The sequence below is a fragment of the Azospirillum sp. INR13 genome (genome assembly GCF_015390205.1).
In the GTDB taxonomy this organism is placed as follows: Bacteria; Pseudomonadota; Alphaproteobacteria; order Azospirillales; family Azospirillaceae; genus Azospirillum.
Window position 1 is genome coordinate 198703 of record NZ_VUOI01000003.1, and the last position, 20448, is coordinate 219150.

The following is a 20448-nucleotide window of genomic DNA, read 5'->3' on the forward strand; positions in this document are numbered from 1 at the left end:
CACCGGGTTCGGCAAAGGCCGTCCTGCTCGTATCACGCCGTTGTGGAAACGCCTTCGCTTTGAGCACGGCAAGGGCATGCTCATCGATCATGCCGCCAAGCGCGGTCGGCACCGGTCAGGCGGCGCGTGGCCGTCCGGAGTACGCATCCGGTGAGTCTTTCAATTACCCACAAGCTGCGGCGCGGTCTCCGAGCCCAAGGCAATGTCGATCAGGCGGGACATGCCCCGCCACATGACGGTGTTTCCCGGTGGTGGATCACAGCCGCGAGCGAGATAGCCGCCGAGCTTGGCGACTTTGGTGAGATAGATGCCCAGGGTGTTGCTGCCGGGCGCGGTTGGAGCCTTGTTCGGGATCAGGAAATCGAGGATCTTCTGCTCGCGTTCGGTGAAAACGATTCCTGCGTCGATGTCCGGCGCCGATCGGTTGATCATCGTCAGCCAAAAGACCCGCCAACTCACCAAGCAGTAGACGGCGATCAACTTCACCAGGCGGTCGGCGCTTCGGAGGCGAGCCTCCTCGGCCTTGCAGCCTGATTTCAGGATCTTGTGAAACAACTCGATTTTCCACCTCACCGAATACCAACGGAGCTTCTCAATGGCGTCCTCGTTCGAGAGGACAGGCAGATCGGTGAGGAGCTTCCAATCAATGCGCGGCCGGTCGGCGGGTGCGTCACATTCCCGGGCATGCAGGACCGTCAGGGAGAGGGCCGGATAGCGTTTCTGCTTTCCGACCGGCGGCAGGATCCGCAGGCTGCGGTAGGTCAGTTCGACTTTCGCCGTGTCGAGGTGACCTTTGCCATTTCGGACAGCAACGGCATGCACGCCTTGGACGGCGACCTCATCCATCACGGCGTCGACGGTCGTATCGCCACCAAGGGCGAGCCGATCGACGCAGGTCCGCACCAGGAAATGCGTGCCCATCTTCTGAGCCAAGCAGAACAGCTCGTAGATGTCGCTCTCGCGATCGCCGACGTGGATGCAGCGTCCCGGATCGCCGAACAGTTCCGTGGTCCGGCGCAGGTTCTCCAGCCAGCGGACACTTTCCTTCTGCTCGATGGGAACCCGCGTCGGGTTGATCTTTCTCTTGAGGGCGGCGGTTCCCTTGAACTTGGTCCGGGTCCAGAACTTGACCGCGCCGAGCCCCAGGGGAAGACCCTCGGTCGTGACCGCCAGACTGGCGTGCATCAGCAACCCACACACGATGTGCATGCGGAACCGGCCCTCCTCGTCCTGACCGCTGTTGACCCGGACGGTCTGGCCAATCTTCTCAGGATGCTCACGCTGGAAGGAAAACTCCGTGGTGTCCTGAATGACCAGGATGGGCCGGAGGCTGCGGCGACCCGCGCGCGTGTCGAATCGAAGTGGCCGGAGAGAATATCCGCGTCGCTCACCCGCTCGTTGGCGAAGAACCGGTAGGCCGCCTTGGTGTTGGCCCAGTCCTGGCAGGCCAGCGGAATGCTGTTGCCCATCCCCCCGGACATCTGATCGAGCAACGTGCTCAAGCGTCGCCCCAGCCGCTCGTCGGCAAAGTGGCAGCCGGCGAGTTCATCCTCGATCCAGGCGTTGGTTCCCGTGGCCATCAGCACCTCCCGAGCATCGTTCGATGTCAACAGGCCACGGATGGCCGGCATTCGAGATGGAGACCGCCGTCATCAGCTGTGCTGCCGGATGTGGGTAATTGAAAGGTCGCCGGAGGCGTACCGTCCGGAGGATGGAAACCACGGCCGGCAGGTCCCGGGCAAAGAACAGGCGTTTCGTTGAGATCGACGATCGCGGTCAGATGGTCGGCGTCGCGCAGGGCGGACGGTTGCAGGGCATCGGTGTCGGCGGCGGGCATCAGCCACGGTTCCCAGGCGGTTCGCCACGCCAACAGTCCTTGGCGTGAGGGAGCGTACGAACGCTTCCTAGCCCGAAATATAGCGTATGGAAGCCGCTTCCGCAGCAGGAACCCCAGCGCCGTTGACGGCCAATGCCAGGGCAATCGCAACCTTTCGAGGTTGGTCCGGTCCTGGGAAAATTGCCGGAACCGGTTGAATTAGCGGAGGGTTGAATCGCCATTGCAGCACGGAGGCAATCCATGGCGGAGGCTCTCAGCAACCGAACCATCGACATCGTCAAGGCCACGGTTCCCGCTCTGGAGAAAGGCGGCACCGCGGTCACCGACCGCATGTATCAGCGATTGTTCCGCACCCCGGAAATCCGTGACCTGTTCAATCAATCCCATCATGGCGAGACCGGGTCGCAGTCCAAGGCGCTGACGGCGGCGATCATCGCCTATGGCCGCAACATCGACAACCTGGGTGTGCTGGCCTCGCGGGTGGAGCGGATCACGCAGAAGCATGTCGGGCTGAACATCCTGCCCGAACATTACCCCTATGTCGCCGATGCCCTGCTGGGCGCAATCAAGGACGTGCTGGGCGACGCCGCGACCGACGAGGTCCTCGACGCCTGGGGCGAGGCCTATTGGTTTCTGGCGGACGTGCTCAAAGCGCGGGAGGCCAGCGTCTACGCCGGGCTCGCCACGGCGCCGGGCGGATGGAACGGCTGGCGCGACTTCACGGTGGAGAGCGTGACGCCGGAGAGCGACATCATCCGCTCCTTCATCCTGGTTCCAGCGGACGGGCGCGGTGTGATCCGCCACCGCCCCGGTCAGTATCTGACCTTTGCGCTGGATATGCCGGGAGCCGGTGTGCTGAAGCGCAACTATTCCATCTCCTCCGCTCCGGATTCCCGGTCCTACCGCATCAGCGTCAAGCGGGAGGAGGGCTCGGGCAGGCCGGCGGGGCTGGCCTCCAACTGGCTGCACGATCACGTCAAGCCGGGCACGGTGCTGAAGGTGGCGCCTCCGGCCGGCGAATTCTTCCTCGACGAGGCTTCCGCCGGGCCGGTCGTTCTGCTGAGCGGCGGCGTCGGGCTGACCCCGATGATGAGCATGCTGGAGACCATTGCCGGTTCCGGCGATGGCCGGCCGACCTGGTACATCCACGGCGCCGAAAACGGCCGCGTTCACGCGATGCGCGATCATTCCCGGGCACTGGCCGCTCAGGCTCGCAACATCACGCTGCGTACCTATTACAACGCCCCTGACCCGGCCGACGTTCAGGGGCGCGACTACGATGAGCGAGGTTTCATCAGCATGGATTGGATCGTGGCCAACACCCCGACGCAGGAGGCGGCCTACTATCTGTGTGGCCCTCGACCGTTCCTGCGCGCTATGGTCGGCGGCCTCGCCGGCCGGGGCGTGCCATTGGGCAGCATCCATTATGAGTTCTTTGGCCCAGCGGACGAACTGCTTGCCGTATGAGGTTTCAGGGCGTGCGCCGATTCAGTTCAGGGGGACCGTCAAGGGCGCGGCGCATGCTGCCTTCCAATGGCTACCATGCGCCTTTGCTCTGCAGGGAGTCACTGTAATGCCTCGAAATCCACGGCGCTCCGCTTTCTTGCAGAAGCATAATCTGGTGTCATTCCTATTGACCCATCTGGCGATTGGGGTCGTGGCCGGCGTTGTCGTTTGCCTCGGCCTTCTCGCGCTGGATGTCGCCAGTCTCCGTACACTGCTCCTTGGCTCCGACTACTGGCTGATCGGTTTCATTCTGCTCTTCGGCTCGGTTTGCGGAACGTTCGGCGGTGTGGCGATGGCTGTCGCCGTGATGAATCTGGGCGACTGGTCCGATCACCCGGATCGGGATTACTGACCCACCCCTGGCATCGTCAGGGGACGACCGCCGTGAAGCCGGCGACGATCGGGTTGCCGGGTCGGGTGAACAGAGATCCTCGATCGACGGACCCGCCGTCCGGGCTCACGCCGCTCTCATGGCTGCGCTTCTCGCGCCCTTCCATCCACCTCGACCTCATGCAACATGAAGTGCATGGCCCTGCGCGTCCAGAACCAGCACTGATTGCCGTGCCCGGTAGCGGAAGGTCACCCGCCTCCGACCATGGTCCACACCGGTTCCCTGTTCATGAACCTGATGGATCATGCCCTTCTTCAGTTCTTCCATGAAAGCGCCCGGTTCGAGGCCGAGGAGCGGCCCCACGATCGCAGCGTCAAACACGAGATCTCCGGCACCGTCCTCCTCGGCAATCTTGATTCCGAGCAGCGCCGCCGGCTGTGGTTGCGTCTCCTTCATGTCCGCCTCGCTTGTCTTTGGAATGATGACCGGAGGGGATCATGACGTGGGGCGTTGTCGCCGTCTTTGCCCGGGGGCAATCGCACGAAAACTGCCCGGTCACCGGCGGCGTACTGTTCGCCATGGCGGCCGCCGGCCTCAACGGGCTTTGGTCGGATCGCCATACTGAACCGGCTGGCCCGTGGCCGGAGCGCTGATCCCGAAGCGGTCGGCCATCTGCCGCAGGGCGTCGCGGTCCTTCTGGATGGACACCAGACTGGTGATCGCGAAAGTGGCAAGCTCGCGGTCCGGCGTGTTCGACGCCTCGGTCTGGTAGAGATCAACGATGCGGTCGTGAATGCGAAGCTGAGCCTCGATGTAGCCCTTGGCGAACGCATCGCCCGACGCCCCGGACAGCGCCTTGACGGCGTCCTGCGTCATGCCCTCCTGGGCGTTTGCCGGGTTGGTCACCGCCCCGGCGGCGCCGAAGGCGTCGGCGCGCTCCGGCTTCAACTGGTCGGCCGGCGGCAGGGGGCGGGCCGACGAGAGCCGCTTCAAAGACTCACCCAAGGTGGCGTGGGTTTCCGTGATTCCTTTGGCCAGGTTCTTGAACGCGTCGTCCGCCCCCTTCTCCGCCGCGAGACGCCCGAGTTCCGCCTGCCCCTGGCTGGCCGCGGCCGCCTCCTTGAGGAAAAGCGCATCCTCGACGGGCAGGGACTGTCCCGGCTGCGGCGGCAGGCGGGGCGTGGTGTCCGGCCGGATGTTGACCTGCGCCCACGGTGAGCCGGACACCAGGACGGCTCCGAGGATGGCGGCAAGGATGATCCTGAGCATGATGCCTCCTGTTTCTTGAGCGTTCAGCCGGTCAGCTGGCGGTAGATGGCGGGCAGCGCCGCGGGCAGGCGGGCGGCGTGCGGGAAGATGGCGTAGGCGCCGGGGCCGAAGATGTAGGGCAGGTAATCGCGCCCCATCTCGTCCACCGTGACGCCGAACAGCCGCAGTCCGGCGCGGCGCGCCTCCTGCACCGCCACGCGCGTGTCCTCGATGGCGTAGCGGCCCTCGTAATGGTCCGTGTCGTTCGGTTTGCCGTCCGTCAGCACCAGAAGCAGCCGGTGTGTGTGCGGGCGGTCCTTGAGAAGGGCCGTCGCGTGGCGTAGCGCCGCTCCCATGCGCGTGTAGCTGCCCGGCTTGAGCGACTGGATGCGGCGCACGACGCGGGCGTCCAACCGCTCCTCGAAGTCCTTCACGGTGCGCATGTCCACCCGGTGGCGCCGGTGCGAGGTGAAGGTGAAGATGGCGTGCTCGTCGCCGCAGGCGGTCAGCCCGTGCGTCAACGCCAGCAGAGCCTCCTTCTCGACATCGAGCACGCGCCGGTCCTCGATGTAGCTGTCGGTGGACAGCGAGACGTCGACCAGCACGCCCACCGACAGGTCGCGGGCGACGTTGCGCATCGCCGTGTAGACCCGATCCGAGCCGATGCCGCCCGCGCGCCGGTCGGCGACCGAGCGGACCAGAGCCGACAGGTCGAGTTCGTCACCGTCGGGCTGCCCGGTCATCACCTGGCGGCGTGGCCGCATCGCCTCGAACTGGCGGCGGACCAGGCGGATGCGGCGCAGCGCGTCGTTGTCGGGCCGCCACTCCTCGCCCTCCAGCGCGGCCGGCTCGGCGATCACGCGGCAATGGTCGGGATGATAGAGGCGGCGTTTCCAGTCCCACTCGGGATAGGTGATTTCCGCCCGCAATGGCGCGACGTCGGCTTCCTCGGAGGCCAGATCGAGGTCGAGCTTGAGCTTGGTCGACGCCTTGCGCTCGTGCTGGCCTACGGAGATTTCGTCCAGGTCCTCCGCGGCCTTGCGCGCGCCTTCCTCGTTGTCGTCCTCGACCTTGCGATTGAGATTGACCATCTCCGCCAGCCCGAGAATCTTCTCGAAGCGGTTCAGCATCAGCGGGTCGTCGCGCCGGGTCTGGTCGTTCTCGCGGCGCTTGGCCCTGCGGCGCTTGCCGTCCCCTTCGGCCCCGGCGCCACCCTCCTCATCACTCTCGGGCGAAGCGGCGCCCTCCGGTGGCGCGGAGACTTCTCCCCACAGCGGCACCGGCAGGAAGGGCCGATAGCCGGAGGCGGCGCGGAAGCGGTCGAGTGGGACCGCCGCGTCGGTGACCGCTGCCAGCAGGTCCGGATCGGATGGGCCGCCGCTTCCGATGAGCGTTCCGACGAGCGCCTCGACGGCGGCCTCCTGTCCGGGGCGCCGCCATTTGGGTCGGGCCGCGCGCATGGCTTGGCAGAGCCGGACGTGCAGCGGGCGCAGGCCCGGCCATTCATCGAGCGCCCGTTGCGTGGCCCGACGGGCCGAACGCAGGCGGACGAGGTCGGCCTGCAGCGGGTCGTCGGGCATCGCCGGAGGCGGTTCGGCCTGGACGAAAAAAATGGCGAGCCATTCGTAGAGCGCCGCGTTGTCCTCGCGGGAGGGGAAGACATCGACGCGGTCGGGAAGCTGGAGGGTGACGCCGTCGTAGCGGGCGCGCTCCAGCTTTTCCGTCCCGAGACCGAGACGCTGCTTCAGACCGAGGCGATGCCCGGAGGTTTCGGCGGAGGTCCCGGCGATGCGAACGGCACCGGGGCCGCCGAGCGCCCGAAACAGCACGCCGAGGCGCGCGCGCATCGCGTCCAGGCGAACCGCGGCGTCGGGATGACGCGGGTAGGACGCGGCGTCACCGACCAGACGGTGCCACAGGGCTCCGACGAACTCCTCGGGTTCCCAGATGGAGGCCATGCGATCATCCCAGCGTGAGTTCGGCGACCCGAAGCAGCGCCTTCTTGACCTCCGGGTCGTCGGTGAGCGGCTCGATCATCGACGCCAGGATCGCCTCGTCGCGAGGCATGCCGTCGCGGATCAAGGAGGCGCAATACACCAACAGCCGGGTCGACACTCCTTCCTCAAGATCCTGCCCCTTGAGAGCGCGCAGGGCATTGCCAAGCCGCACCAGCGGAGCGACCCGGTCTGCGGGCAGCCCGCTTTCCTGGACGACGATCCCGGTTTCGGCATCGGGCTTCGGGAAGCCGAACTCGATGGCGACGAAGCGCTGGCGCGTGCTGGGCTTCAACGATTTCAGGATGTTCTGGTAGCCGGGGTTGTAGGAGACGACCAGCATGAACGCCGGCGGCGCCTCCAGCAGTTCGCCGGTGCGCTCCAGGGGCAGCAGGCGGCGGTCGTCGGTCAGCGGGTGAAGCACCACGGTGACGTCCTTGCGCGCCTCGACCACCTCGTCGAGGTAGCAGATCGCGCCCTCGCGCACTGAGCGGGTCAGCGGGCCGTCGGTCCAAACCGTGTCGCCGCCCTTGAGGAGGTAGCGGCCGGTCAGGTCGGCGGCGGTCAGGTCGTCGTGGCAGGACACCGTGTGGAGCGGACGCCCCAGCCTCGCCGCCATGTGCGCGACGAAGCGGGTCTTGCCGCAGCCGGTCGGGCCCTTGAGCAGCAGCGGCAGCCGGTTGCGGTGGGCGTGCTCGAACAACGCCACCTCGTTGCCGGTGGGGGCGTAGAAGGGGACGGCGCCGCCCGCCGTCCCCTGCCGGGAGGAGTCCTCCACCGCCGTCACTCGGCCGGAGCGACGGAGGGCTGGGTGCGGGCGGGCACCCGCCCGCGCGCCGGTCCGAACATCGCGTAGACGAACATGAGCACTGAGACGACCACGAAGATGCCGGACCCCAGGCGCATCCAGTAGAACAAGGCCAATTGTTCCTGGACCTCCATGTAGGTCATGCCCAGCACGCGCTGCAGGTGGACCTGCACGACGCCCGCGAAGGTCAGCGTGAAGGTCATGAAGGCCATGGCCGAGGTCATGATCCAGAAGCTCCACATGTTGAGCACCTGGTTGTAAGGCGCGCGGCCGCGCAGGCTCGGCAGGGCGTAGCTGATGATCGCGAGGTTCAGCATCACGTAGGCCCCGAAGAAGGCCAGATGCCCATGCGCCGCGGTGACCTGGGTGCCGTGGCTGTAGTAGTTGACCCAGGACAGGGTGTGCATGAAGCCCCACACGCCAGCACCGAAGAAGGCCATCACCGGGGTGCCGAGCGTCCACAGGAAGGCGGCCTTGTTCGGGTGGTCGCGCCGCCCCTTCCAGGCCATGGTGAAGGCGAAAACGACCATGGCGAAGAAGGGAGCGACCTCCAGCGTGGAGAACAGCGAGCCGATCCACTGCCAATAACCCGGAGCGCCGATCCAGTAGTAATGGTGCCCGGTGCCCAGCAGGCCGGAGAACAGGGCCAGCCCGACGATGGCGTAGAGCCACTTCTCCACGACCTCGCGGTCGACGCCGGTCATCTTGATGACCAGGAAGGCGAGGACCGAGGCCATCACCAGTTCCCACACGCCCTCGACCCACAGATGGACGACGTACCACCAGTACAGCTTGTCCAGCGCGAGGTTGGTCGGGTTGTAGAAGGCGAACAGGAAGAAGACCGCGATGCCCCACAACCCGAGCAGGAGGACGTTGGTGATCGCCGTCCTGCGTCCTCTGATCACGGTCAGCGAAACGTTGTAGAGGAAGATCAACGCCGCGACGACGATGCCGATCTTCACCCACAGCGGCTGTTCGAGGAACTCGCGCCCCTCGTGGATGCCCAGCGTGTAGCCGACCACCGCGCCCAGGGCGCCGACCATCAGGATGGCCAATTGGGCGTAGGCGAGCACCGGGCTCTCGATGTCGCGCTCCGCCTCCTCCGGGATCAGGTAATAGGCCGAGCCGAAAAAGCCGAGCAGGAGCCACACGATCAGCGCGTTGGTGTGGATCATGCGCAGGATGTTGAAGGGCAGGATCTCGGACAGGAAGTTCGGCAGGACATAGACGGTCCCGGCGAGCGAGCCGACCAGCACCTGGATGACGAACAGGGCCATCGCGCAGGCGAAGTACCAATAGGCGATGCGTTGGGTCGCGTATTTCATGCCATGCCTCCCCCTTCAGCCCGCTTGGTTCGGTGGCCAGCCTTGCGTGTCGATGCGGCTGGTCCATTCGAGGAAGTCGACGAGGTCGTTGAGTTCCGCGTCGGTCAGGTTGAACTGCGGCATCTGGCGGCGCCCCTCGACGCCGCTGGGCTGCGACTGCATCCAGGCGATCAGCGCCGTCCGCGCGCCTTCGGCGTCCTCCCGCCCGCCGTAGCGGACCCAGACGTTGCCGAGCTCCGGGGCGAAGTAGGCACCCTCACCAAGCAGCGAGTGGCAGTTGATGCAGGCGTTCCTTTCCCACACGTGCTTGCCGCGTGCGACGCTCTCGGACAGCGTGGCCTCGTCCGTGCTGGTCGTTCGGATGTAGTAGTGGCTGTGAATCGTCAGGGCGACGAAGGTGACGAAGAAGAAGAGCGACCCGCCGTAGAAGATGTTGCGCGCCGCTGATTTCGTGAATCGCTCGGCCATCACCTCCCCCTGTTATCGTTACACGGTTAGGTTACGTGTCCAGGACCAGTGGAAGCGCAAACAGGACCGTTGGGCCAGTGCGGAAAAGGATAGGATGGAACGACCGAGTGTCCTCGAACGCGGTTCTCGAAGCCGAAGGGTGCTGCATGGCGCGGCAACCCTGTGCGGCGGCATTGTTCACGCCGTGAGCCGCGGCGGGATGTCGCAGGGGTGCCGGGCCGATTCCATGCTCCCAGCGGGACGGACGATGAGCTGCTCGGTGACCTCATCAGCATCCGCCTTGTGATTCGTGGTTTTTCTCAGTCCTTTGCAGGCGATACACCCCTTCAACCCCCTCGCTCCAGAAAGCAACTTCTCGCAATTGCGAAAAAATCAGAATAAAAACGGAAGTGATCGGAGCGTTGCCCTTACCTAAAATTCTTGACGACCGTCAAGTAACGGGGCCGGGAAATCTGGGACGTTGGCTTCACAAGCAACACTCGCCCTGGATTGCATCATGAAAACCAAGACCTTCCTCGCCACCGTCAGCGCCGCCGCCCTCATCGCCCTGTCGGGGATCGGCGCCGCATCGGCCACCACGCTGTACGCCGAGCCGAAGGTCAAGGAGCCGGCGGTCGACATTGTCCAGGACCCCGCGGCGGTCCCGGCGCCGGAAGCGGCGGGCAAACGCGCGCCAAAGACCCACAACGTCGTGTTGACCACGACCGAGGTCGAAGCCAGGCTGGATGACGGCACGACCTACACTTACTGGACGTTCAACAACAAGGTCCCCGGCCCGATGGTCCGCGTCCGTGTCGGCGACACGGTGAACGTGTCCATGACGAACGCGCCCGGGTCGGTCATGAACCATTCCATTGATTTCCACGCGGCCACCGGTTTCCTCGGCGGCGGACAGATCACCCAGGCGGAGCCGGGCCAGACCAAGGAATTCTCGTTCAAGGCGATGGCGCCGGGTGTGTACGTCTATCATTGCGCCACGCCGATGGTCGCCCAGCACATCGCCAAGGGCATGTTCGGCCTGATTGTGGTGGAGCCCGAAGGCGGCCTGCCGAAGGTCGACAAGGAGTTCTATGTCATGCAGCAGGAAATCTACGCCACCAAGGCGAAGAACCTGCCGGCTGCGGAGGACGACTATGACGGCTTGGTCAACGAGAAGCCCGGCTATCTGGTGTTCAACGGCGCCGTGGGTGGGCTGGTGAAGGACAAGCCGCTGAAGGCCAGTGTGGGCGAAACCGTGCGCATCTGGTTCGGTGTCGGCGGGCCGAACTTCACCTCGTCGTTCCATGTCATCGGCGAGATCTTCGATCGCGTCCACAACCTCGGTGCCCTGGACACGCCGCCGCTGAAAAACGTGCAGACGGTCTCGGTGGCGCCGGGCGGGGCGACGATGGTGGAGTTCAAGGTCGACTATCCGGGCAAGTACGCGTTGGTCGACCACGCTCTGAGCCGCGCCACCAAGGGGCTCATCGGCATTCTGGAGGTCGATGGCAAGGCGGACGACAGCATCATCCTCGACAAGAGCGGCGACTCCCGCAAGCAGCTCGGCGAGATGAAGCACTGATCCCACCCCGGTGGGATGCGCACGGGGAGGGTGGGGGTGAGACCCTGCCTTCCTCCGTTGGGCATTTCCCGTTTGCCGCCGGTGCTTGGCCGTTCCGTTTGCGCGAGGACAAAGAGGCCCTTTCATCATCGTGGGATGATCCGGTCATGACCTTTCCATCCTTCTATGATGCGGCGCCGCGGCTCGTCGTGTTCGATCCGCTCAGCGCGTTCCTCGGCGCGGCCGAGGACGGCCTGCTTGAGTATGGCTATGCCGATGCGGTGCGGCTGGCCGGCCATTCCTGCCCGACCGTCGCGGGCGCTTACCTGATGACCGTACGGTCACTGGAGCGTCTGTATCCCGATCAGGTGCCCGAGCGTGGGGCCGTCGCGGTGTCTGTTTGCGAGGCCGCCGACGACGGTGTGGCCGGCGTGATGGCAAGCGTCGCCACGCTGCTGACCGGAGCGACGGAAAACACCGGCTTCAAGGGCATCGCTGGGCGCTTCGACCGCCGGAACCTCCTGTCCTTCGGTGTCGGCATTCAAGGGACAATGGCCTTCGTCCGCATGGACACGGGAGCGGGCGTGCAGGCGACGCTCGACAGCGACGTCGTGCCGGTCGATCCGGCGATGCCCGGCCTTCTGCAGCGCCTGTTGTCCCAAGCGGCATCCCCGGACGAAGCGGCACAGTTCCGCATCCTGTGGCAGGAGCGGGTCCGACGCATGCTGGTGGACCACGCCAGCGATCCTCGGCTGGTCAGGCTTGCCACCTGGAATGACCGGCCCGACGCGTGACCTCCTTTCAAAAGACGTCGAACATGCACACCGACAGCCAGACCGGCCAACTCCTGCACGACGATCATCACCGGACCATCGACCTTCTGAACGCGTTCGAAGCCTATCTCGAACGCACCGGGGAGGACGACATCCCGCATCTCGACGCGGACGGTCGCGGTCTGCTCGCCACCCTTGGCAAGGAGCTGGGCCAGGACCTTGAACGGCATTTCCTCCTGGAAGAGCAGTGGCTCTTCCCGCCCATCGCCGCTGCCGGCGCTTACGAGATGACGGCCGACCTCTCGACCGACCATGAAGCCCTGCGCCCGCTCGTCCGCCGGATCGCCCGGCTGTGTGCCCTGGCTCTGCGTGAGGGGTTCGATGAGGAAAGCTGGCCGGTCTTCCGCCATTTCGGGCAGCAACTGATCGACGGCCTTGTTCTGCACATTCAAAAGGAAGAGACCGCGCTGCTCAGCGCCGTCGATGCCGTCCTCACGCCGGCGCAGGACGTTGCCCTGGCACGGGCTTACCGCCATGGGGACGAGGTGCTTGGCGGCACGGATGAACGCGCATCATCTCCGCAGGTTTAGGGCGGGCATTCAGCGGCAGTTCTGTCGCGGCCAACGTGCGCCGGTGTTCCGAACCGCATCAGGCCGGATTCATCGGCTCGGTGGGCGGGGCGGGGTTGTCCTCAGGTTCCGCCGGCGCGGCGGGCACGGGCTTGTCCTCCTGCTCGTCCGAAAGACGACCGAGGCAGGACCCGTCGGGGCGTGCGAAGGGTGACGAGGGCCGGGGTGCGGACCGCTGGGGCTTCACGGTGATTCCTCCTTTCCTGTCAGAACACCGTTCACGCCGCATCATCGCGACGGCGTGAAATCCTGCCGGTGAAGCGGCATCCAATTGCGGCCATGAGCCCCGCGCACCGACGCCGGTCGGAACGGGATTCTATTGGACGACGGCGCCTTGGTGAGAATTCCCTGTCGCCTCGTCAGAGCCGAGGATGGCCCGCAGGCCTTGAAACGCGGCTTCGAGAACGCTGGCATCAGACTCCGCCGGGTGAACAGCGTAAATGGGCAAACTGAACGGGTGCGCTTCGGGAACGACTTCCCCCACCCCCTGGTCGAGCATGGGCTGGACCAGACTCCGTGGAAAATGCCCGGTTCCCCCGCATTGCCTGACATAGTCCAGCCCGAGCGTGCCGACGCCGATCGACACGGGTGTGGACAGAAGCTCCGGATTTCGCAAACGGATGCTGCGCTGGAACTCGTCGCTCCAGTCGATGAGGACGTAGTGGTCGCCACCGGCGTTTGGAGCGGGGCGAACCCTGACAAGGACCAAATCCTCTTCCAGCAGCAGGCGCACCGCGAGGCCCGGCACGGCGCGCGGCGAATAGAGGACCGCGAGATCGAGCGTCCCGTCGCGAAGGCGCTGGAGCAGATCGTCCGCCAACCCGACCTCGCACCGCAGGGCGATGTCTTCGGCATTTCGCCGCATCCAGGGAATCCAACGGTTCAGCATCCGGTTCCACAGACCGGCCTCGCTGCCGATGCGCAGCAGGGCGCGATGCCCGATGGGAAGCGCGGCCTCCTGCCGGGCCTGCTCCCAGAGGCGGAGCATGGCGATGGCGTGACGCTGGAACCGGACCCCGGCCGCGGTGAGCATCGCGCCGTTCTTGTTGCGCACGAACAATTGGCAACCCAGCTGATCCTCCAATTGCCGGATGCGCGTGCTGACCGTCGATTGCGTGACGTGCAGCCGCTCCGCCGCCGCAACGAAGCTTCCAGCCGTGGCCGCTTCGAGGAAGGTGCGGGCCGTTTCCATGTCCATGCGACGTCCCCCACCGGAAATTGTATCGGGTAAATCGATGCAATCCATCGAATAAATTCGCTTTTGCTATGTGTAGGCGCGACCTAGGCTCTGCGCAACCGTGTTACGAGCCGTCGGGCAAGGCGCCTGTGATCCTCCCGTTTCAAAACGGGACTGGAGTCCGCGTGCCCTGCGCCGGGCGGCCCCGACCGGCCATCGCCAACCGGGCCGCCATGACGTCGGCCGTCCGGCCGTTCCCGCCTTGCGACGTCGACAGGGTCTTGCGCATGACCGATCTCGCGATCAGCACCACGCTATCCATACCCGCGGCCGGACGGACGGACGGCGACGCGGCCTCGTACGACGCCGGAGACGCCGCGGTGCGGATGTTCATCCGGGCATCCCTGTTCTGGTGTGTGGCCGGACTGGCAATGGGCCTGTGGGTTGCCCTTCTGCTGGTCGCTCCGACGTTCAACCTCGGGCTGGAATGGACGAGCTTCGGCCGCGTCCGGCCGATCCACACCACTCTGATCGTCTATGCCTTCACCGGGAACGCGCTGATCGGCTCGTCCTTCTTCGTGGCGCAACGGACCTGCCGAACCGCCCTGTGGGGAAGCCGGGACCTGCACCAGCTGCTGTTCGGGTGCTATCAGATATTCGTCCTCCTGGCGGTGTCCGGCTACGTGATGGGCGCCACCCAGAGCAAGGAGTACGCGGAGTTCGAGTGGTACACCGACCTGTTTCTGCTCGGTGTGTGGCTGCTCTACGCGACGATCCTGGTCCGGACGATCCTGCAGCGGCGGGAGAGGCACATCTATGTGGCCCTGTGGTTCTACCTGTCCTTCGTCATCGTCGTCGGCATGGTGCACACGCTGAACAATCTGGCCGTGCCCGTCTCCTTCACCGGAGCGAAGAGCTACCCGTTGCTGTCCGGTGTGCAGGACGCGATGGTGCAGTGGTGGTTCGGGCACAACATCGTCGGCTTCTTCCTGACCGCCGGTGTCGTCGGCATGATGTATTATTTCGTGCCGAAACAGGCGGAGCGGCCGGTCTATTCGTACCGCCTGTCGATCGTGCATTTCTGGTCGCTGGTGTTCATCTACATCTGGGCCGGTCCGCATCATCTGCACTACACGGCCCTGCCGGACTGGGCGCAGACGCTGGGCATGACCTTTTCGATCATGCTTTGGATGCCGTCCTGGGGCGGCATGATCAACGGCATCATGACCCTGTCGGGTGCCTGGGACAAGCTGCGCACCGACCCGGTCCTGCGCTTCCTCGTGACGTCGGTGGCCTTCTACGGCATGTCGACCTTCGAGGGTCCGCTGATGGCCATCAAGCCGGTGAACGCCCTGTCGCACTACACCGACTGGACAGTCGGCCATGTGCATTCCGGCGCGCTCGGCTGGGTGGCCTTCATGGTGTTCGGCTCCCTCTACCACCTCGTCCCGCGGCTCTGGGGGCGGAAGCGCCTTTACTCCGTGGGGCTGGTCAGCCTGCATTTCTGGACGGCGAGCGTGGGCATTCTGCTCTACATCGCCGCCATGTGGGTGTCGGGCATCATGCAGGGTCTGATGTGGCGCGCCTACGACACCCTTGGCTTTCTCCAATATTCGTTCGTCGAGACGGTCACGGCCACGCACCCCTTCCACGTCATCCGCGCAGCCGGCGGCGCCCTGTTTCTCGCGGGCGCGCTCATGATGGTCTACAACCTGGCGCGCACCATGCGGGGCGATGTGGCGAGCGAGCCCGGACGGACAAGCCGCGCCGCGAACCTTCGGGCGGCGGCGCGCTGACGCGGCGCCATCGGGGCGGGCCGGGAGCGGTCGAACAGCCGGACCGCAGCACGCAGCAAAGGATGCCGAGCATGGACAATGGAAAATCCCCGCAGACGATCGCCGCCGCCAACGGCATTGGGAGCGACGCGCAGTACGGCGCGGTGACGCCGCCGATCCACCTGTCGACCACCTACCGGTTTCCCGGCTTTGAGAAGCCCGGACCATACGACTATTCGCGAACGGCCAACCCGACGCGCGATCTGCTCGCCGATACCCTAGCCCAATTGGAGGGTGGCGCCGGTGCGGTGGTCACGGCCACCGGCATGGCCGCTGTCAGCCTGCTGCTGGCGACGCTTGACCCTGGCGACCTGGTAGTCGCTCCTCACGATTGCTACGGCGGAACCCATCGCCTGCTTTCGATGCGAGCGGCGAAGGGGCATTTCGACGTGGCGTTCGTCAATCTGAACGAGGCGGCAGGTTTCGCCGAGGCTCTTCGACACGGCCCGGCCCTCATCCTGATCGAAACCCCAAGCAATCCGCTGATGCGCATCACCGACATCGCGAAGCTGGCCGAGCAAGGCAAAGCGGCGGGAGCAAAGATCGCCGTCGACAACACCTTCCTTTCGCCCGCGCTCCAGCAGCCGCTGGCGCTCGGGGCCGACTTCGTCATCCATTCAACGACCAAGTACCTCAACGGCCATTCCGACGTCGTGGGGGGAGCCGTCATCGCCGCGGACACGCGGGATCTGAACCACCTCAAGGATTGGGCGAACGCGATGGGCCTCACAGGGTCGCCCTTCGACGCGTACCTGACGTTGCGTGGCTTGAGAACGCTGTTCCCACGGCTGGAGCACCAGCAGCGCACTGCTTTTGCGATGGCCGATTTTCTCGATCGTCATCCGTGCGTGGAGACCGTGCATTATCCAGGCCTGCCGTCTCACCCCGGCCACGCCATCGCGGAGCGCCAGCAGCGTGGCTACGGCGCCATGCTGAGCTTCAACATCAAAGGCGGAGCGGACGGCGCACGCCGTTTCGTGGAGGCGGTGAAAGTGTTCACGCTCGCCGAGTCCCTTGGCGGCATCGAAAGCCTCGTCGCTCATCCGGCGACGATGACGCACGCGAGCATGGGGATCGAGGCGCGGCGCGCAGCGGGCATTGACGACAGCCTGTTGCGCTTGTCCATCGGATTGGAAGGGGAACGAGACTTGCTCATGGATTTGGACCATGCCCTGAGAACGGTCGCTCCGCTGCTTGGTCGCAATTCCGTGTAAGGGTTCCGTCAGGTGTCGCGCCATACATGAGTCGACGATGCCGAAGGGCTGGCGGGAGGCGCCATGAACTACGCGAGGCCGATCATATCGCGCAGCGCGGCGACCCTCTGAACATGGATCACCCGTCGCTGCGCCACAGAGACGTGCTGGTTGCGGCGGGTTCCGGCGTCGCCACCACTCCCATCCGCATCGGCTCAGGCCTTGGCGGCCACCGGGAGACGGAAGGGGGCACCCAGCCGGTTGAAGGCATTCATCGCCGCGATGGCGATGGTGAGATCGACCAGATCCTTCGGCTCGAACGCCGCCGATGCCGCCGCGTAGGCGGCGTCGGACGCGTGGGTTTCGCTGACGCGGGTCACCTCTTCGGCCCAGGCCAAGGCCGCGCGCTCCGTGTCGGAGAACAGGTGCGGGACCTCCTCCCACACCGGCGCCAGCGTGACCTTGTCGATCGACATGGTCTTCCGGAGGTCGCGGCTGTGCAGATCGATGCAGTGAGCGCAGCCGTTGATCTGCGAGACCCTGAGGAACACGAGGTGGATGAGTTCCTCGGGCAGGTTGGTGCGCTTCGTGACGTAATGGTGGACGCCGAAGAGAGCCTTCGCGCCGTCGGGCGCAACCTCGTACCAAGCCAAGCGTGCCATGTCCTTTGCCTTTCCTATCAACAATTGATTGCGGTTCCCACAGCGCCGGCCCATGGCCGCAGCCGGGCGTCTTCGACGCCCCTCAGCGCGCGGTTTGCCGGCCGAGCCAGTCCTCGAACCGGGTGGTGCCGAGGCAGGGGTTCCGGCCGGGGGTCAGCGATTGATCGTTGAGAACGTCGCCGAAGTAGCGCGCGTGGATGTCCGGCACGACCTTGCGCGTGTCCTTTGTCGCCTGCAGGAAGCGCCGGACCAGTTCGTCGAGCGGGATCGCCTCCGGACCGGCGACTTCGAGCGTGCCGTTGACCGGCGACGCGAGCGCGACCTCCGCGAGGGCCGCCACCACGTCGTCGGAGGCGACCGGCTGGATCAGCGCCGGCGACAGGCGGATCTCCCCGCCGACGGTGGCCGACTGCGCGATCCCGCCGACGAATTCGAAAAACTGCGTGGCACGCAGGATGGTGTGGGGAATGCCCGACGCCTTGATGAGGCTTTCCTGGGCGACTTTTGCTCGGAAGTACCCGTTGTCGGGAAGCCGTTCGCTGCCGACGATCGAGAGGGCGAGGTGGTGGCGGACACCGGCGGCCGCTTCGGCGTCGAGCAGGTTGCGGCCCGAGGTCTCGAAGAAGTCGAGGACGGCCTTGTCCTCCCAGACCGGCGCGTTCGCCACGTCGACGACAACGGCGGCTCCGTCGATCGCCTGGGCCAAGCCCTCGCGGGTGATGGTGTTCACGCCCGTTTTTGGCGAGGCTGCGAGCGCATCGTGGCCGCGCTCGCGGAGGGTCTGCACCAGCTTCGATCCGATGAGGCCGGTGCCTCCGATAACGACGATCTTCATGGGGGCTCTCCGCTTCTCGACGCATACCAGCGCCGTCGATGGAAGGGAGAGTGCCTGCGCACGCCGGGGAAGTCCTTGCGGCGGGCTTGAATGGCCCTCCAAGAATGCTTGAACTTCCGTCCAAGAAGCCGTACGGCGCGCCTCGACGCGAACGGTGCAGCCGTCCACGCGCCGCCGTGCTATCAAGGGCGCATCGTTCGCCCGTTGCCCCGGACAGGGAGGCGATGGCGCTCGGTCCAGGGAGGTGGGGGCCTTGCCGTTCCGTTTCGGAGAGTGTGTGCTCGATCAGGAGCGCCGGGAACTGACCCTGCGCGGACAGGTCGTGGGCGTTGGCCCGCAGGTCTTCGACCTGCTGCTGCATCTCGTCCGCCACCACGACCGCGTCGTCAGCAAGGACGATTCGCTGGAGGCGGTGTGGAACGGACGGATCGTCTCGGAATCGACCATCACCAGCCACATCAACGCGGTTCGCAAGGCCATCGGCGACAGCGGCGGGTAGGCCGGAAAGGGTTTCGCCGTCGTGGCGCAGGAGGTGAAAAAATCTTGCCAATCAGACGGCGCGCTCGACCGGGGAGATCACCCGCCAGATCGCCGAGATTCAGGGAGCGACGGTGACGGCGGTGACGGCGGTGGACGAGCCCTGCACCGTGACGGTCGGCGGTCAGACGCAGTCCGGGCAGGTCGTGAGCCTGTCGGTTGGCGGTGCCATGATCACCGGGCTGACCGGCCTCGGCGCCGCTGATCACGGTTCCTTGCGCCTGGACCGGCATGGCGTGCAGATCGGGTTTGAGGTTCGCAGCCTTTATGGTGACGCCGTTCACGTCGAGTTCGCTGAGGCCGATTCGTCGGCTCCCGCCTTCACGGGTGTGATCGAGCGCCTGACCCATGGCTTCAGCCGCTCGACACCCTGTCCCTCGGCGCAGTGGCTTGAACTTGGAGTGGGGCCGGTGCGGCGCTTGCAGAACCGGCCCCCCTCATCGCCGATCGGAACGGTCGGCCAACGTCGGGCCGAATCGGGCGCCAGGGCCTTCCTGTTCCACCCATTCAGCCGGATGGCAGGAGGTGATGGGTGTCCAGAAGCACTCCCGGCGGCACGCCCAGCGCGTCGGCGAGTTCCTTCAGCACCGTGACGGTCGGGTTGCGTGCGCCGCGCTCGATGCCGCTGATGTAGGTGCGGTGCAGACCCGACTCGAAGGCAAGCTCCTCTTGCGACCAGCCGCGCGTGCGCCTGATCCGCTGAACGTTGAGCCCGACCTGCTGACGGATATCCATCCGGGCAGCTAGCCGGCGTGCAGCCTATCGGTCTACAGACTATGAGTAACATTTTGTTAGGAGCAGGCGCGCTACGGTCCGGGACGGCACAGCCGGAACGCGAGAAACGGCTAACATTCACCGCGCAGGAAGGCCTGAGGCAGGAGGAGACTTCGTGGACGTCGTATCGGGGGCGAAGCGCCAGGGGCGCGGCCGTCGGTCCAAGGCCGGGAGCGGGCTGGGCATGGTGGACACGCACGTGGACAGCCGGCTGCGGTCGCGCCGCACGCTGCTCGGCCTGACGTTTCAGCAGATCCAAAAATATGAGCACAGCACCAACGGCATCGCCGCGTCCCGGCTCTGGCCGTTGACGGAGGAGTTCCACGTGCCGGTCAGTTTCTTCGACGACGACATGCAGGACACGCTGCCCCGTAACCCTGAGCCGTTCGATTCCGAAACGCTGGTGCCGCCTTCCGGCCAGCACTCTCTTCAGAGGCGCCTCGTCACGCCTGTCAAAGCTCAGGCGAGCCAAGCAACCATGGGAGGTCAATAGGGCGCCATCGTTGCGCACTTATGTCGCAGACAAGGCGACTTGAAAATAAAATTGCTTAGCGCAAAATGTTTTCAGAGGAGTTTGTGAGCGAATTCGGTTCAGTCTTCGCTTTGCAAGCAAATTAATGCGTTGCGATTCCATGTAATAAATTGTCAATTCGGCGTACTTGCTGAAGTCTTGTTGCATTTTGATTTTGTAAGATCGCTATGTCGTTTGGCATTGATTTTCTTTTTCTATGGCAATAGCCACTAAGATGCAGTTTCGACTATCGCGACGGAATTCCGTTACGCGGGATGTCGCATCCAGACCGCGTCAAACGGTCGTCAAGCGCCTGAGATCCTCGGGGCCGACGTTCTGGCCGACGTTTCGATGCCGGCGATGGGGGTCCTCATCCCTCCGCATTGACGAGGCCGCCATGACCCGGTGTCCCAAACGGACCTGAGATCGGGCGTGAGCCGGGGTTCGCCGCCTGCCCAACCCGGA

The 20448-nt window shown here is 65.3% G+C and carries 22 protein-coding genes and 1 pseudogene; 9 read left to right on the forward strand and 14 right to left on the reverse strand.

Translation table 11 applies throughout. The features are described from left to right. Nucleotides 1-159: 159 nt before the first annotated feature. The 3 genes and pseudogenes from F1643_RS04100 to F1643_RS04105 all read right to left on the reverse strand — a co-directional run bounded on the left by F1643_RS04100 (nucleotide 160) and on the right by F1643_RS04105 (nucleotide 1837). Nucleotides 160-1446 (reverse strand): IS4 family transposase, encoded by a 1287-nt coding sequence (locus tag F1643_RS04100; protein WP_370540469.1) that lies wholly within the window; start codon nucleotides 1444-1446, stop codon nucleotides 160-162. Further along, a pseudogene (locus F1643_RS22170) lies at nucleotides 1401-1631 on the reverse strand (transposase); the annotation flags it as partial. The gene F1643_RS04100 and the pseudogene F1643_RS22170, both read right to left, overlap by 46 nt. Next, a complete protein-coding gene (locus F1643_RS04105; RefSeq protein WP_194910982.1) occupies nucleotides 1607-1837 on the reverse strand; it encodes a hypothetical protein in 231 nt (76 codons plus the stop codon). The gene F1643_RS04105 and the pseudogene F1643_RS22170, both read right to left, overlap by 25 nt. Before the next feature lie 240 nt (nucleotides 1838-2077). On the opposite strand from F1643_RS04105, the gene hmpA reads away from it, so the two are divergent. After that, entirely contained in the window at nucleotides 2078-3304 is a 1227-nt protein-coding gene (gene hmpA, locus F1643_RS04110; RefSeq protein ID WP_194910989.1) for an NO-inducible flavohemoprotein, read from the forward strand. Between the two features lie 136 nt (nucleotides 3305-3440). Further along, nucleotides 3441-3695: a hypothetical protein gene (locus F1643_RS04115; protein ID WP_035683801.1), complete on the forward strand. Its 255-nt coding sequence runs from the start codon at nucleotides 3441-3443 to the stop codon at nucleotides 3693-3695. 16 nt (nucleotides 3696-3711) lie between these two features. Here the strand turns inward: F1643_RS04115 and F1643_RS22175 are convergent, their stop codons facing one another. The 7 genes from F1643_RS22175 to F1643_RS04145 all read right to left on the reverse strand — a co-directional run bounded on the left by F1643_RS22175 (nucleotide 3712) and on the right by F1643_RS04145 (nucleotide 9517). After that, nucleotides 3712-3840 (reverse strand): hypothetical protein, encoded by a 129-nt coding sequence (locus tag F1643_RS22175; protein WP_255542382.1) that lies wholly within the window; start codon nucleotides 3838-3840, stop codon nucleotides 3712-3714. Between the two features lie 11 nt (nucleotides 3841-3851). Then, nucleotides 3852-4130 (reverse strand): DUF6522 family protein, encoded by a 279-nt coding sequence (locus F1643_RS04120; RefSeq protein WP_194910992.1) that lies wholly within the window; start codon nucleotides 4128-4130, stop codon nucleotides 3852-3854. Between the two features lie 138 nt (nucleotides 4131-4268). After that, on the reverse strand, nucleotides 4269-4943 hold the full coding sequence (locus F1643_RS04125; RefSeq protein WP_194910994.1) for a DUF4142 domain-containing protein: 675 nt from the start codon (nucleotides 4941-4943) through the stop codon (nucleotides 4269-4271). 23 nt (nucleotides 4944-4966) lie between these two features. Then, nucleotides 4967-6880, reverse strand: coding sequence for a nitric oxide reductase activation protein NorD (locus F1643_RS04130; RefSeq protein ID WP_194911003.1), 1914 nt, complete (start codon nucleotides 6878-6880; stop codon nucleotides 4967-4969). A gap of 4 nt (nucleotides 6881-6884) precedes the next feature. Next, a complete protein-coding gene (locus tag F1643_RS04135; RefSeq protein ID WP_109069060.1) occupies nucleotides 6885-7694 on the reverse strand; it encodes a CbbQ/NirQ/NorQ/GpvN family protein in 810 nt (269 codons plus the stop codon). A 5-nt stretch (nucleotides 7695-7699) separates the two neighbouring features. Then, a complete protein-coding gene (locus tag F1643_RS04140; protein WP_109069059.1) occupies nucleotides 7700-9049 on the reverse strand; it encodes a cbb3-type cytochrome c oxidase subunit I in 1350 nt (449 codons plus the stop codon). A gap of 15 nt (nucleotides 9050-9064) precedes the next feature. Beyond that, entirely contained in the window at nucleotides 9065-9517 is a 453-nt protein-coding gene (locus tag F1643_RS04145) for a c-type cytochrome (protein WP_109069058.1), read from the reverse strand. A gap of 496 nt (nucleotides 9518-10013) precedes the next feature. Here F1643_RS04145 and nirK point away from each other — a divergent pair, with 496 nt between their 5' ends. From nirK to F1643_RS04160, 3 genes are all read left to right on the forward strand, one after another. After that, a complete protein-coding gene (gene nirK, locus F1643_RS04150) occupies nucleotides 10014-11078 on the forward strand; it encodes a copper-containing nitrite reductase (protein ID WP_109069057.1) in 1065 nt (354 codons plus the stop codon). A 146-nt stretch (nucleotides 11079-11224) separates the two neighbouring features. Beyond that, entirely contained in the window at nucleotides 11225-11851 is a 627-nt protein-coding gene (locus F1643_RS04155) for a hypothetical protein (RefSeq protein WP_194911006.1), read from the forward strand. A 23-nt stretch (nucleotides 11852-11874) separates the two neighbouring features. Then, nucleotides 11875-12420: a hemerythrin domain-containing protein gene (locus F1643_RS04160; protein ID WP_137106393.1), complete on the forward strand. Its 546-nt coding sequence runs from the start codon at nucleotides 11875-11877 to the stop codon at nucleotides 12418-12420. Between the two features lie 355 nt (nucleotides 12421-12775). On the opposite strand, the gene F1643_RS04165 is transcribed toward F1643_RS04160, so the two are convergent. Beyond that, on the reverse strand, nucleotides 12776-13657 hold the full coding sequence (locus F1643_RS04165) for a LysR family transcriptional regulator (RefSeq protein WP_194911008.1): 882 nt from the start codon (nucleotides 13655-13657) through the stop codon (nucleotides 12776-12778). 365 nt (nucleotides 13658-14022) lie between these two features. Here F1643_RS04165 and ccoN point away from each other — a divergent pair, with 365 nt between their 5' ends. Continuing rightward, on the forward strand, nucleotides 14023-15432 hold the full coding sequence (gene ccoN / locus F1643_RS04170; protein WP_247896693.1) for a cytochrome-c oxidase, cbb3-type subunit I: 1410 nt from the start codon (nucleotides 14023-14025) through the stop codon (nucleotides 15430-15432). 71 nt (nucleotides 15433-15503) lie between these two features. Further along, complete coding sequence (gene metB, locus F1643_RS04175) at nucleotides 15504-16685, forward strand: cystathionine gamma-synthase (RefSeq protein WP_194911010.1); 1182 nt, start codon at nucleotides 15504-15506, stop codon at nucleotides 16683-16685. Between the two features lie 194 nt (nucleotides 16686-16879). Here metB and F1643_RS04180 read toward each other — a convergent pair whose 3' ends face one another. Together F1643_RS04180 and F1643_RS04185 are read right to left on the reverse strand one after the other, a co-directional pair. After that, nucleotides 16880-17326, reverse strand: coding sequence for a carboxymuconolactone decarboxylase family protein (locus F1643_RS04180; RefSeq protein WP_137106390.1), 447 nt, complete (start codon nucleotides 17324-17326; stop codon nucleotides 16880-16882). 82 nt (nucleotides 17327-17408) lie between these two features. Further along, nucleotides 17409-18161 carry an SDR family oxidoreductase gene (locus F1643_RS04185; RefSeq protein ID WP_137106389.1) on the reverse strand — a complete coding sequence of 251 codons (753 nt, stop codon included), beginning with the start codon at nucleotides 18159-18161 and terminating at the stop codon, nucleotides 17409-17411. A 253-nt stretch (nucleotides 18162-18414) separates the two neighbouring features. Between F1643_RS04185 and F1643_RS04190 the strand changes: the two genes are divergently transcribed. Then, complete coding sequence (locus F1643_RS04190) at nucleotides 18415-18660, forward strand: transcriptional regulator (protein ID WP_370540459.1); 246 nt, start codon at nucleotides 18415-18417, stop codon at nucleotides 18658-18660. A 545-nt stretch (nucleotides 18661-19205) separates the two neighbouring features. Here the strand turns inward: F1643_RS04190 and F1643_RS04200 are convergent. After that, nucleotides 19206-19433 carry a helix-turn-helix domain-containing protein gene (locus F1643_RS04200; protein WP_194911012.1) on the reverse strand — a complete coding sequence of 76 codons (228 nt, stop codon included), beginning with the start codon at nucleotides 19431-19433 and terminating at the stop codon, nucleotides 19206-19208. Between the two features lie 154 nt (nucleotides 19434-19587). On the opposite strand from F1643_RS04200, the gene F1643_RS04205 reads away from it, so the two are divergent. Continuing rightward, entirely contained in the window at nucleotides 19588-19965 is a 378-nt protein-coding gene (locus F1643_RS04205; RefSeq protein WP_137106388.1) for a hypothetical protein, read from the forward strand. Nucleotides 19966-20448: the final 483 nt, after the last annotated feature.